The organism is Actinosynnema sp. CS-041913 (assembly GCF_050942485.1).
Taxonomy (GTDB): domain Bacteria; phylum Actinomycetota; class Actinomycetes; order Mycobacteriales; family Pseudonocardiaceae; genus Actinosynnema.
Genome location: NZ_CP192037.1, coordinates 4,676,301 through 4,688,378, shown reverse-complemented (window position 1 = coordinate 4,688,378; position 12,078 = coordinate 4,676,301). Strand labels below are relative to the sequence as shown.

The following is a 12,078-nucleotide window of genomic DNA, read 5'->3' as shown; positions in this document are numbered from 1 at the left end:
GGCGCTAGCAGTCCACGTCGTGGCGGGGGAGCGGCTTGGTCGCCGGGCCTTCCAGGACGTTGCCGTCCACGTCGAAGCGGGAGCCGTGGCACGGGCAGTCCCAGCTCCGCTCGGCGTCGTTGAAGCGCACCAGGCAGCCCAGGTGGGTGCAGCGCAGGGAAACCGCGTGCAGCGTGCCCTCCTCGTCGCGGTACACGCCCGACTTGCCGACGACCCGCGCCTCGCCGCGTGGCACGTCGGCCGGGGACCGGGTGTCCGGCGGGCGCAGGCGGTCGCCGACCAGGCTCACCGCGGCCCTGGCGTTCAGTTCGAGGATCTTGGGCGTGGACTTCAGCGTGAAGCGGTGCGGGCTGAAGCGTTCCGCCCACGGGTTCCCGGTGTCGGTGAGCAGGTCGGACAGGATCATCGCCGCGAACGTGCCGGTGGACAGGCCCCACTTCATGAAGCCCGTCGCGACGTAGAGCCGGGTCGAGCCCGGTGTGTACGGACCGATCATGGGAAGCTGGTCGTACGTGCTGGGGTCCTGGGCGGACCAGCGGTGGGTGATCCGGTCGACGTCCCAGTGCTCCCGGGCGAACGCCGTCAGCTTGCCGTACGGGTCGTCGGGCCGGTCGCCGGTCGGGTGGCTCCGGCCGCACACGATGAGCAGGTCGCCGTACGCCGACAGGGACCACGAGGGGCTGCCCGCGCTGATCGCCAGGCCGGTCGGCGGCGCACCGGACCGCAGGCTCGCGGCCACGCAGTACGCGCGCGTCGGTTCCAGGCGGGCGAAGTAGAGGCCCCGGTCCAGGATCGGGTAGTGGGTGGCCACCACGACCCGGTCCGCGGTGACGGTGGCGCCCTCGGTGTCCAGCCGGCACGGGCTGCCGTCGGTCACCCGGACCACGCGGCTGCGTTCGAACACGTGGCTGCCGTCGCCGGCGACCAGTTCCGCCAGGCCGCGCACGTAGCGAACGGGGTGCAGGGCCAACTGGTCGTCCAGGCGGACCGCCCCGAACACCTCGAACGGCACACCCATGCCCTCGCCCCGGTCACGGTCGACCGGCAGCCCCGCCCGTGCGGCGGCCAGCGCCTCGTGCTCGACGGCGGGCAGCTCGTCCGGGCTGATCGCGTACGTGTAGGCGGGGGCGGTGCGCAGGTCGCAGTCCACCGCGGCGGCGAGGCCGGCGACCTCGGCGACGCCCGCGCGACTCGCGGCGGCGTAGTCGATGGCGGCCCGGATGCCGTGCTTGTCGGCGAGGGTCGAGTAGACGGTGGACTGCAGCGCGGTGACTTTGGCGGTGTTGTTGCCGCTGACGCCGCTGCCGATCCGGTCCGCCTCGACGACGGCGACGGTGAGGCCCGCCCGCTTGAGGCGCAACGCCGTGGTCACGCCGGTGATGCCGCCGCCGACCACGGCGACGTCGACCCGGGTGTCGTGGGCTTGGGGGAAGCCGCCGTAGGGCACGTCGGCCGTCCACAGCGAACTGCTCGCGGTCACCGTTTCGTGGGACATGGGGTCGGCGTACCCGCGGTTGTCAGGTTCGAACCGGCCGGTGCCGGGATATCCCCCGGTCATGAGCACAGTCGCACCTGGAGGGTTCGCGTAGATGCGCACGCTGACGGATCTCGCCGACCTCGTCGCGCTGGTCGAGTCGGGTGGGTCGGACCTGTTCGTCCGCTGGTCGCAGGGACCGGACGCGGACGCGGGCGGGTGCAGCCGGGACGGGTTGACCGGGGTCCGGCTGCCGGGGTTGTCCGCGAACCCGCTGGCCGTCGAGCCGTGGTGGGGAGACCGGTCGCTGAAGCTGTGGGTGGCACGCCGCCTGCACGACTACCGCCACCTGCCCGAACGGCGCGGGCCCGGCGTCCGGCCGTGGGTGCTGACCGGGACGGAGGCCGGGCGCGGGCCGGACAACGAGCCGCTGGTCCAGTGCCGGGAACCGGTGGCGTGGATTTCCGACGGCGTGTTGCGGCAGTGCGAGGAACTGGTCCGGGAACACGACGGCCAATGGGGCTCGCTCGACCGCGAGAAGTGAACGCGTCATCCGCCGAATCGCGCGGTTATCCACTTGTGCACGGCTGAGCGGTACTCGGCGGCATTGGGCGCGTAGCCGAGCGTGTGGCCGGCGTCGGGCAGCAGGAACGCCTCCACCGGTGTGTCGCCGTCGAAGTAGAGCTGTTCCGCGTCCAGGAGCTGTTCCGGGCTCTCGCAGAGCGTCGCGCAGAAGATGGCGTCCTCGGCGCCGTTCACCAGGAGCACCGGGACGTCGATCCGCCTGGACAGCGGGCTGACGAAGGCCAGGGTGTACAGGTCGGGCACGACCGTGGCCGGCACCTGGTCCTTGGTGGCCTCGTCGGCGGCCAGCACGTCCGGTTCGACCTGGCCGGGATCGTGGAAGAGGTGGCGCGTGGAGGGCATGGTGGTGAGGTAGCCGGGGTCGGTCCCGCGCCGGGCGAGCATCGGGTCCAGCACGGCCGGGCGAATGCCCTCGATGAAGAGCCGGGCGAACATCGGGTAGCTCACCGAGTGGCTGTAGCCGGTGAGGACGACACCGTCCACGTCGCGGTAGGTGGCGGCTTCGAGCACCGCCAGCCCCGAGCCCATCGAGTGGCCCACCAGCACGACCCGGTCGAACGAGTGACCCGGCACCCGGCCGTTCCGGAGGTGGTCGACCACCTGGTGGAGCACCGCCGCCTGCCCGACGCCGGTGAGCAGGGCGCTTGGCGGCCGGCTGCTGTCGCCCGAGCCCACGGAGTCGAAGGCGAACGTGGCCGCGCCGCGCCCGGCCATGTCCCGCTGGTACGAGTACCGGCCGCGGTCGTGCGGCAGGTTCCAGTAGAGGCGGTTGTAGGTCGCGCCGTGCGCCAGCACCTGGACCGTGCCGGGCGTGGCCCCGGCGGGCAGGCACAGCGTGCCCCGCACCTGGTGGATGTGCAGGCCCGTCGACACCGGCAGCGTGGCGTCCTGGCACGCGGCCGAGGCGCGTGCGACCGGGGCGGTGAGTGTCGCGGTGAGCAGAAGTGACGCGGCCAGGGCGCGGAGCGGTCGCACGGCGCATCCTCTCGGACGATTCGTGAGCGGGGCGAGCAGGCTATCGCCGCGACCGGGCCATTCTCTTTCCGGGAATGGCTTTCACTCGATCGTGTAAAGGAATTCCTGGTCATGGGTAATGGACAAGGGGTGGGGGCGACCGAGGGTTTCCGGCATACCGTCGATCATGCCCGGCGACCCGCCACCCCGTGGTCTCCGGACCCCGCTCAGCGGTGGCGCACCGCGCCGGACAGGTCCAGCCGCAGCACGATCTCGCCGTCGTCCAGGTCGCCGGTGCGCACGAACCCGAAGCCGCGGTAGAACGGCCAGGGCTCGCCGTAGCCGGGCTGGTAGCTGGTCAGCAGCTCGGTGCCGCCGTCGGCCCGGACCAGGTCGATCACCTGCGTCAACGCGGCCCGCCCGATCCCGCGCCCCTGGTGCCGCCGGTCGACCAGCAGCCGCCACAGGTAGTACGGCCCGAGGATGCCCGGCCGGCCGGGCGGCACGTTCCAGCTCAGCATCACGAACCCGACCGGCTCGTCCCCGGCGTAGATCGCGCGGTACCAGGGCTCGGCCTCGGGCGTCGCGGCGGCCTCGTCGAGCGACTCGACCACGGAGTCGACGAACTGCCGCTGGCCGGGGTGGACCCGTACCGCGCACACCGCCGCCCGGTTCGCGTCGGTGATCTCCCGCAGGTGGACCTGTGGCGAAGTCATGTCCTCCCCGATTATCCGCACCGGTCAACCCGTCCGAGCCGACGTCGGCCGGCCCGGCGCTCCACGTTCCCCGACGTGGGCAGGTGGGGTGTCACAGCCAGTCGCGTCGTTTGAACAGCGCATAGAGCCCGCCCGACACCACCAGGATGGCGGCGGTGGACACCCAGAAGCCCCACGGCTGGTCCGAACCCGGATACGGCACGTTCTGGCCGTAGAACCCGGTGATCGCGGTCGGCACGGCGATGATCGCGGCCCAGCCGGTGACCTTCTTCATGATCAGGTTCAGCCGGTTGCCCTGGAGGTTGAGCTGGGTCTCGCGGATGGTGGCGACCGTCTCCCGCAGCGACTCCGTCCACTCCGTGGCCCGCAGCACGTGGTCGTAGACGTCCTGGTAGTACGGCATGATCGCGTCGTCCACGAGGTCGTGGCGCATCAGCGCGTTCACCACCTCGCGCATCGGCAGCACGACCCGGCGCAGCGTCACCAGGGACTTGCGCAGCGCCAGGGCCCGGCGCTGCAAGTCCCGGTTGTCCGGGTGGTCGGCGAAGACCAGGTCCTCCAGCCGCTCGATGTGCTCGTCCAGCGCCTGGACGGCCTCGAAGTGGCTGTCCACCACCGCGTCCAGCAGCCCGTGCGCGAGGAACCCGACGCCGCTCCCGGCCAGCTTCGGCGATTCGTCCCACCGGGTGGTGAGGGCAGCCACGTCGAACCGGTCGTCGGCACGCACCGTCACCAGCGCGTGGCGGGTGAGGAACGCGGACAGCTCGGACGTCTCCAGCCGCCCCGACCTGTCCAGCCGCACCGCGTAGGCGGAGAGGAAGCAGTGCGTCTCGTACCGGTCGAGCTTGGGCCGCTCGTGCGGGTGCAGCGCGTCCTCCACGGCCAGCTCGTGCAGGCCCAGCTCGTCGGCGATGAGGGCGAGGTCGGCCTGGGACGGTCCGCACAGGTCGACCCACACCGTGACGTCGTCGTCCCGCAGGCGCTCGGCGAGTTCGCGAGCGGGGAAGCCCTGGGCCTCCAACACCCCGCGGCGGTACATGCGGGTACGTGACACGAAACCCAGCGTAACCGCCGCGGTCGGACCTCAGGCGGCGGCGGGCTCCATGAGCAGGTCGTCCACGGGGCGCCGCGGGGCCGGCGGTACGGGGGAGCCGAAGCCGATCCGGAGCACGGCCTGCGGTACCACCATGCCGCCCAGCGTGCGGCGCAGCCGGTCGCGGACCGGGCCCACCTCGATGGGCTGGGACATGACCGACGCGGACAGCCCGAGCGTGGTCGCGGTCAGCAGCACCCGTTGCAGGGCCTGCCCGGCCTGGAGCTGGTCGAGCGGCCCGTCGCAGAACGAGCACAGCACGACCATCAGCGGGTCGGACTCGTAGTCCTTGCCCGGCGGGCGTTCCCCGCCCCGGAAGTCGCGCAGCGCCCACTCGTCCTGCGGCGCGGGGCGGAACCCGGCCGACGCCCGCGGCACGCCGTCACCGGACCGCGCGCCGGTCCACGCCTCCAGCTCGGCCTGGACACCCGCGTCGCCGACCTGGGACCGGTGCGCCTTCGCGACCAGTTGTCGCAGGTGGAAGCGCTGGTCGCGGTCGGTGACGAGGTGCAGCCAGGACTGCTCCCGCTCGGCGGCGCGGACCAGCGCGTGCCGGTGCGCCGCGGGCACCGGCACGTCGTGGAACGGCTTGCGGTTGGACCGCCGCGCCGGGACCGCCGCGAGCAGCCGCCGGGTGGCCTCGTCCGCCGGGAACCGGCCACCCAGCCGGATCGCGGCCATCGCGTCGCGGTCCGGCAGCAGCGACACCAGCGGCCGGACGCTCCGCGCCTGCAACGCGAGCCGCAGGTTGAACAGCGCCGCACCGCACGCCAGGCGCAGGTCGCGGTCCGCCGGGTCGGTCGCGGCCAGCCGTCGCGTCGGATCGGGGTGCACCTCGATCCGACGCGGGCCCAGCCGGAACCGCCACGGCTGCGTGTTGTGCGCGGACGGGGCGAGCGCGGCCGTGGCCAGCACCTCCGTCACCTCGTCAGCCGCCAGACCGAGCGCCCCCGTCATCCCTTTCACCACCGCCACCTCGAATTCACCCGAACGAATCAACACCCACCACTGTCCACTCCGGAACGGGCCGCCCACACGGTCGAAGGTCCCGGATCGGCCGGGACCACCGGACTTGGTGCTCCCACCCGGCCGTGCGACGCTGGCGCACGTGGTCGATCCCGACGGAGCCTCGCCGCACCGCCTGCTGAGCGGGCTGCGGCTGGACGAGCTGCTGGACGAGATGCGGGAGCGGCTGGCCGAGATCGGGTCGACGCGGGACAAGATGCAGCGGCTGCTGGGCGCCGTGCTCGCCGTGGGCGCCGGTCTGGAGCTGGACTCGACGCTGCTGCGGATCGTCCAGGTCGCGGTCGAGCTGGTGGGCGCGCGGTACGGGGCGCTGGGCGTGCTGGGCACGCGTGACGACCTGTCGGAATTCGTGTACGTCGGCATCGACGACGAGACCCGTGCCCGGATGGGGCACCTGCCGGAGGGCAAGGGCCTGCTCGGGCTGCTGATCAAGGACCCGAGGGCGATCCGGCTGCACGACCTGACCATCCACGAGGCGTCCGTCGGCTTCCCGCCGAACCACCCGCCGATGCACAGCTTCCTCGGCGTTCCGGTGCGGGTGCGGGACGAGGTGTTCGGCAACCTCTACATGACCGAGAAGACCGACGGCGCGGACTTCACGGCCGACGACGAGGTGGTGCTGTCCGCGCTCGCGGCGGCGGCCGGGGTGGCGATCGAGAACGCCCGGCTGTTCGAGCGGTCGCGGATGCGGGAGCGCCGGCTGGCGGCCACGGCGGAGATCAACTCCGCGCTGCTGGGCGGCGCGCCGGCGGAGGACGCGCTGCACCTGATCACCCGGCGGACCTGCGAGCTGTCGTCGGCGTCGATGTCGCTGCTGGTGCTGGCCGGGGAGGGCGGTCGGCTGCGGATCGCGTCGGCCGCCGGCACACCGGTCGAGGAGCTGGTCGGGGACGTGCTCGCGGGCGGCACGTTCGCCGACGAGGTCCTGGCGTCGGCCGCGCCGATGCTGATCGAGGACCTGAACGGCCGACTGGGACGCACACCGGTCGACGTGGGTCCGGGGGTGGCGGTGCCGCTGCGGACCGGTTCGACCGTGAACGGGGTGCTGCTGGCGGCCCGTGGCAAGGGCTGCGCGCCGTTCGGGGCGGACCAGGTGCCGCTGCTGGCCGCGTTCGCCGACCAGGCGGCGGTGGCGCTGGAGTTCGCCGAGAACCAGCGGGCGCGGCGCCTGGTGGCCGTCCTGGAGGACCGCGACCGGATCGCCCGCGACCTGCACGACCACGTGATCCAGCGGCTGTTCGCGACCGGCATGAGCCTCCAGGGCGCGTTGGGGACGATCCAGCAGCCACGGGTGCGGGAGCGGGTGGAGAAGGCGGTCCGGCAGCTCGACGAGACCGTGCTGGAGATCCGGACCTCGATCTTCGACCTCCAGGCGTCCGAGGATGCGCCCGGCCTGCGGCGGAGGCTGCTGGACCTGGTGTCGGAGCTGACCGAGCACGCGGCGCTCGCCCCGGCCGTGCGGATGACCGGCACGGTGGACAACTCGGTGCCCGAGGACGTCGCCGAGCACGCCGAGGCGGTCGTGCGCGAGGCGGTCAGCAACGCCGTCCGGCACGCGCGTGCGACCGAGCTCACGCTCACCGTCGAGGCGGGGGAGCAGTTGACGATCACTGTCGTGGACAACGGTGTGGGGCTGCCTGATCAGGTTGCTCGGAGTGGTCTGCACAACCTGGAGCAGCGGGCTGTCGAGCTGGGTGGCACGCTGACGGTGTCGCCCGAACCGGGCGGCGGCACGCGGGTCGCATGGCAGGTGCCGTTGCCTTAGACGGGTAGTGCGCCCATCCGGCCGCTCACCCGCGGACCATGCCAGTGGTGTCCACGCACGGTGATCACCTCGCTCCGTCCGAGGGTGCCGGAAAGCGGCACGTCCCAACGGACAGAACTGTCTCGCTGCCTGCGCTCGGTGCGGTCCTGGCGCGTTACCGGGCACGGGCATTGCTGGTCCACGTGGTGCGGCAGGCTGGTGTCGCGGCGGCTCGGCATCGACGGGGAGCACGGTGGGAAGGGGGCCGTGGCACGACTGCGCGAGGCGCCGGCCCCGACGGAGCCGATATCCGGTGGGCACCGGTCCACCGAGACCCACCTCGCCCTGGTCGGGCTGCGCGGCCGGGTGCGGCTGCTGGCGGGAATGGTGCGGGACAACCGTCCGTGGCTGCTCGTGCCGCATCTGGCGGGCGCCACCGCGGCGGCGTCCGGGACCGCCGCCTACGGCATCATCAACACCCGGCTTGTCACCCGTGCGCCTCAGGCAGTGCGCTGGTTACCGCGATCGACCACCGCGCCCGTCGTGTGCTCGGCCCACGCATCCCAGTCGTCCCGCGTGATGGCGGGCAACTGCGGCGGCATCTGCCCGGTCGGCGTGTTCGGAGGCTGCGATGGTGGTTGGATGTTGGGGTTGTCCCAGCGGCCGTTTAGTGTCTTGTCCAGGTAGAAGGCGGGGTTGGTGGAGAACTTGCTGTGCGGGTTGAACGCGTTGTGCGCGGTGTCGCGGACACCGGTGAACGCGCCGTTCATCGCGCCGTACACCTCGTCACCCGACAGACCGGTGGCCGCGTCCTGAGCGGCGGCCTCGGCGACACCGGTGGCGGCTCCCCACCCGATGTCGAGCGGAGCGTTCACGCTGAACCTCGTGCCCGCCGACTTCCACGTGGTAGGCACGGAACCGTCGAAGAAACGCGCGGCCGGGACGGCCTCGCGAAGTGGCTTCGCCGCGTTGACCTTGGCCAGATTGCCCAGCGCGCCCATACCGAGGCCGACCGCGCCCCCGACCGAGGCGTTGACCGCGGCGGCCCGGAACTCCTGAGCGCTGAAACCGGAGAGCTTCTTCTGGCAGATCAGGATGAACTGGGCCAGGAAAACCACACCGACCTGAGCCAGCAGAGAGGCGGCCAGGTGGCTGACCAGGCCGATGACGGCCTGCCGGATCACGGTAACCACAGCGGCCCGCGTTGCCGTCATGTGCACGGCGATGTTGGCCAGGGACGCACCGAACGTGTACGGGGCGGCCGCCATCTCCGCGGCAATCTGGATCGCAAGAATCACCAGCAACTCGATGATGATCAGGCGCAGCATCTCGATCTGCACAGCCATCGCGTCCAGCGCCTCGGCCATCCCCAGGCACGCCTTGTGCAGACTGTCGAGATACCCGTCATCGTCGATGAACGGGACGATGAACGCGCGAAACGCCTCACCAGCCGGCCCGTGCATGCCCCGGTCGGCCCTGGCGGCTCCCTCACGGACCAGGACCGGCACAGCGGCCAGTGTCTGCGCGGTCGTACGCCACTGACCGGCCATAACGCGGAGATCATCCGGATTGCCCTCCGGCCAGTCGTTGCCGACCAGCACCTCCAGCAGCCGCTGAACCCCCTCCGGGACCTCAGTCGCGGCCACGGATGACCCTGCTCAGCCCGGCGGCCTCCTCGGTCGCCCGCCCCTCGGCCGCGGCGAAGCCATCCCGTGCTGCCGCCAGTTTGCCCGCAGTGACGGTCAGCAACGCCCGCAGCGCCTCCAACGCCTCCGGCAACTGCTCGGAAGTCCCGGCGTACTGGTTGCCGAAGGCCGCGCCGAGGGGATCACCACCCCACGGTGCGACACCGAACGCTGAACCAGCGATCGGGCGCGGTGCCGTGCTCGCCGCCCGGCCCGCGGCCTGTGCGGCGTCGTGGAACGACATCACCGCGCGCCCCAACTCAGCCAAGTCCACCGATATCACGCCACCTGCCACCGCATCCGATGACGCCGCGGGCAGCACAGCACCGAAGGCAACGCCAGGCGCCGATGTCGGCGCGTTGCGATAACCGCCGGTCGGACCGTCAAGAGCGGAAGGAGCCATGACAAGCAGCCAACCACGCCTCACTGCCAGAGCCGCGAATCCTCACGCAACTCCAACGCCAGGTCGCGATCCGTTGATGCTTCCTTTTCGCGGACGCGCACCATCGCCGACCGACAGGTCAGCGAGCAACCGCGATTCCGCTGTCCCACCACACCCCCGTCCCCCTGGGCTACCTGATCCGCGCCGAGCGGGCGCGGCTTCGATCGCCGGCAGCACAGCCGGAATGGCCGGTACGAGTACGCGGGAAGACAACGACCCCGAGCGCTTCAGGTGGTTGGCGGAAGGGAACGCTCGGCAAGCTCGCAAGCGCGTCTCTGCGAAGGTCGTCATCTGCGATAAGGGCGGCCGGGTCCTACTGGTGAACCCAACATACAAACAGTACTGGGATCTACCCGGCGGCATGGCGGAGGCGAACGAGTCGCCAATTACTGCGGCTGTCCGCGAAGTGGAAGAGGAGCTAGGTTTTACCACGTAGATCAGCGGCCTGTTGCTCGTGGACTGGGTAGCCGCGCATGGTCCGTGGGATGACCTACTGGTGTTCATCTTCGACGGCGGGACAGCCGGCGAGGAAGACGTACGCCGCATGTCGGTGAAAGACGACGAACTATCCGAGTTTGCCTTCTTTCCTCTGGAGACTGCTGAAGCGCAGTTGAGGCTGACCGGCTCGACCCGTCGTCCAGACCCGTCCCCGGCTAACGTTCCTCGCGCGTCCAGGGCTTGCGCAGGTGGGTGGCCAGGACGGCGGCCTGGGTGCGGCGTTCGAGGCCGAGCTTGGCCAGCAGGTGCGAGACGTAGTTCTTGACGGTCTTCTCGGCCAGGAACATCTTCTCGGCGATCTGCCGGTTGGTCAGGCCCTCGCCGATGTGGTCGAGCACGACCCGTTCCTGCTCGGTCAGCATCCGCACCGGGTCGCCCTGCTCGCGTTCCCGCCGGATGCGGTTGAGCAGCGCGGACGTGGAGCGGGCGTCCAGCAGTGACTCGCCGGCGGCTACCGTGCGCACGGCGGAGACCAGGTCGGTGCCCAGGATCCGCTTCAGCACGAACCCCGACGCGCCCGCCATGATGGCGTCGAACAACGCCTCGTCGTCGGTGAACGAGGTCAGCATGAGGCAGTGCAGGCCGGGTAGCCGGGACCGCAGCTCGCGGCACAGCTCGATGCCGTTGCCGTCGGGCAGCCGCACGTCCAGCACGGCCACGTCCGCGTCGCTGTCGGGGACCAGCGCGAGGGCCTCGGCGACCGACCCGGCCTCGCCCACGACCGCCAGGCCCTCGGCGCCGTTCAGGAGCTCCCTGAGCCCGACCCGGACCACCTCGTGGTCGTCCACCAGGAACACCTTCGCACTCACGTGCCCACCTCCGCGTCTGTCGATCGTGACCCTCTCCGAGCCGTCCCGCCACCGGACAGAGGCGTAAGGCCCCGTCGGGTCGGGACCTGGGCCCGCTGCCGGTGGCCGCACCGCTGCCTAGCGTCGGAACCGTCGACGGGCGGGTTCCGGGTACTTCGGAAAGGATTGCGTCATGAGTGTTCCGATCGTGGTCGGTGTGGACGGCTCGGAGTCGGCTCTGACGGCCGTGAAGTGGGCCGCCGAGGAAGCCGCGCGCCACCGGGTGCCGCTCAAGCTCGTGCACGCCTACCTGCTGCCCAGCCGAGGCTATCCCGAAGTCGTCCTGACCGGGCACGAAGTGCGCCAGGCGCTGGAGGAGCAGGGACGACAGCAGTTGGCCGACGCGGAGGCCGTCGCCCGTGCGACCGCGCCCGAGGTCGACGTGTCGGTGGCGTTGGAGCACTCGGGCGCGGCCGGCGCGATGGTGTGGGAGTCGAAGCGCGCCCGGCTGATCGTGCTCGGCTCCCGGGGGCTCGGCGGCTTCACGGGCCTGCTGGTCGGGTCGGTCGCGGTGGCCGTGGTGGCGCACGGCGACTGCCCCGTCGTGGTGGTGCGCGGCTCGGTGACCGCCGACGGGCCGGTCGTGGTCGGGGTGGACGGGTCGCCCGCCGGCGACCGGGCCGTGGCGTTCGCCTTCGAGGCCGCCTCGATGCGCCGCGCGCCGCTGACCGCCGTGCTCGCCGGGAACGACTTCGTGATGGACGGGCTGTACGGCGACCGGCTGCCGGTGGACTGGGCGCAGGTGGAGCAGCAGGAGCACGTCGAGCTGGCCGAACGGCTCGCCGGGTGGCAGGAGCAGTACCCGGATGTCAGGGTGGAGCGGGCGGTGGTCCGCGATCGGCCGGCCCGTGCGCTGCTCAAGTCGGCCGCGGACCTGGGCGCCCGGTTGCTCGTCGTGGGCAGCCGGGGGCGCGGCGGTTTCAAGGGCATGCTGCTCGGCTCGACCAGCCAGACCCTGGTCTACCACGCGCCGTGCCCGCTGGCCGTGGTGCGACCGCCCGCGACGGACTGAC

Annotated in this window: 12 protein-coding genes; 4 read left to right on the top strand and 8 right to left on the bottom strand. The window is 71.7% G+C overall.

Features of this window, described 5'->3' with window-relative positions; genetic code table 11:
- Nucleotides 1-4: 4 nt before the first annotated feature.
- On the bottom strand, nt 5-1,495 hold the full coding sequence (locus ACQPZF_RS21790) for an FAD-dependent oxidoreductase (RefSeq protein ID WP_433259843.1): 1,491 nt from the start codon (nt 1,493-1,495) through the stop codon (nt 5-7).
- 94 nt (nt 1,496-1,589) lie between these two features.
- Between ACQPZF_RS21790 and ACQPZF_RS21785 the strand changes: the two genes are divergently transcribed.
- A complete protein-coding gene (locus ACQPZF_RS21785; RefSeq protein ID WP_433259842.1) occupies nt 1,590-2,018 on the top strand; it encodes a DUF6098 family protein in 429 nt (142 codons plus the stop codon).
- 5 nt (nt 2,019-2,023) lie between these two features.
- Here ACQPZF_RS21785 and ACQPZF_RS21780 read toward each other — a convergent pair whose 3' ends face one another.
- The 4 genes from ACQPZF_RS21780 to ACQPZF_RS21765 form a co-directional block, all read right to left on the bottom strand.
- The gene (locus ACQPZF_RS21780; protein ID WP_433259841.1) at nt 2,024-3,034 is read right to left on the bottom strand and encodes an alpha/beta hydrolase; all 1,011 of its coding nucleotides are present in this window, start codon (nt 3,032-3,034) and stop codon (nt 2,024-2,026) included.
- Nucleotides 3,035-3,240: 206 nt separating this feature from the next.
- Nucleotides 3,241-3,729 (bottom strand): GNAT family N-acetyltransferase, encoded by a 489-nt coding sequence (locus ACQPZF_RS21775; protein WP_433259840.1) that lies wholly within the window; start codon nt 3,727-3,729, stop codon nt 3,241-3,243.
- Nucleotides 3,730-3,820: 91 nt separating this feature from the next.
- Complete coding sequence (locus ACQPZF_RS21770; protein WP_433274652.1) at nt 3,821-4,768, bottom strand: magnesium transporter CorA family protein; 948 nt, start codon at nt 4,766-4,768, stop codon at nt 3,821-3,823.
- Between the two features lie 45 nt (nt 4,769-4,813).
- Complete coding sequence (locus tag ACQPZF_RS21765) at nt 4,814-5,779, bottom strand: Acg family FMN-binding oxidoreductase (protein WP_433274650.1); 966 nt, start codon at nt 5,777-5,779, stop codon at nt 4,814-4,816.
- Between the two features lie 151 nt (nt 5,780-5,930).
- Between ACQPZF_RS21765 and ACQPZF_RS21760 the strand changes: the two genes are divergently transcribed.
- Entirely contained in the window at nt 5,931-7,613 is a 1,683-nt protein-coding gene (locus ACQPZF_RS21760) for a GAF domain-containing protein (RefSeq protein ID WP_433259839.1), read from the top strand.
- A 479-nt stretch (nt 7,614-8,092) separates the two neighbouring features.
- Here the strand turns inward: ACQPZF_RS21760 and ACQPZF_RS21755 are convergent, their stop codons facing one another.
- Nucleotides 8,093-9,238 (bottom strand): hypothetical protein, encoded by a 1,146-nt coding sequence (locus ACQPZF_RS21755; protein ID WP_433259838.1) that lies wholly within the window; start codon nt 9,236-9,238, stop codon nt 8,093-8,095.
- Nucleotides 9,225-9,551, bottom strand: a complete 327-nt coding sequence (locus ACQPZF_RS21750; RefSeq protein WP_433259837.1) for a hypothetical protein — start codon at nt 9,549-9,551, stop codon at nt 9,225-9,227. The genes ACQPZF_RS21755 and ACQPZF_RS21750 overlap by 14 nt, the downstream gene beginning before the upstream one ends.
- A 127-nt stretch (nt 9,552-9,678) precedes the next feature.
- Between ACQPZF_RS21750 and ACQPZF_RS21745 the strand changes: the two genes are divergently transcribed.
- Nucleotides 9,679-10,155 carry an NUDIX domain-containing protein gene (locus ACQPZF_RS21745; RefSeq protein ID WP_433259836.1) on the top strand — a complete coding sequence of 159 codons (477 nt, stop codon included), beginning with the start codon at nt 9,679-9,681 and terminating at the stop codon, nt 10,153-10,155.
- A gap of 217 nt (nt 10,156-10,372) precedes the next feature.
- Here ACQPZF_RS21745 and ACQPZF_RS21740 read toward each other — a convergent pair whose 3' ends face one another.
- Complete coding sequence (locus ACQPZF_RS21740) at nt 10,373-11,026, bottom strand: response regulator transcription factor (RefSeq protein ID WP_433259835.1); 654 nt, start codon at nt 11,024-11,026, stop codon at nt 10,373-10,375.
- Nucleotides 11,027-11,198: 172 nt separating this feature from the next.
- On the opposite strand from ACQPZF_RS21740, the gene ACQPZF_RS21735 reads away from it, so the two are divergent.
- Nucleotides 11,199-12,077, top strand: coding sequence for a universal stress protein (locus ACQPZF_RS21735; RefSeq protein WP_433259834.1), 879 nt, complete (start codon nt 11,199-11,201; stop codon nt 12,075-12,077).
- Nucleotide 12,078 lies beyond the last annotated feature (1 nt).

What these genes read in the sequence shown, in the direction of transcription:
- ACQPZF_RS21790 (WP_433259843.1), bottom strand. Translation starts at nt 1,495, where the DNA reads ATGTCCCACGAAACGGTGACCGCGAGCAGTTCGCTGTGGACGGCCGAC.
- ACQPZF_RS21785 (WP_433259842.1), top strand. Translation starts at nt 1,590, where the DNA reads ATGCGCACGCTGACGGATCTCGCCGACCTCGTCGCGCTGGTCGAGTCG.
- ACQPZF_RS21775 (WP_433259840.1), bottom strand. Translation starts at nt 3,729, where the DNA reads ATGACTTCGCCACAGGTCCACCTGCGGGAGATCACCGACGCGAACCGG.
- ACQPZF_RS21770 (WP_433274652.1), bottom strand. Translation starts at nt 4,768, where the DNA reads ATGTACCGCCGCGGGGTGTTGGAGGCCCAGGGCTTCCCCGCTCGCGAA.
- ACQPZF_RS21765 (WP_433274650.1), bottom strand. Translation starts at nt 5,779, where the DNA reads ATGACGGGGGCGCTCGGTCTGGCGGCTGACGAGGTGACGGAGGTGCTG.
- ACQPZF_RS21745 (WP_433259836.1), top strand. Translation starts at nt 9,679, where the DNA reads ATGACAAGCAGCCAACCACGCCTCACTGCCAGAGCCGCGAATCCTCAC.
- ACQPZF_RS21735 (WP_433259834.1), top strand. Translation starts at nt 11,199, where the DNA reads ATGAGTGTTCCGATCGTGGTCGGTGTGGACGGCTCGGAGTCGGCTCTG.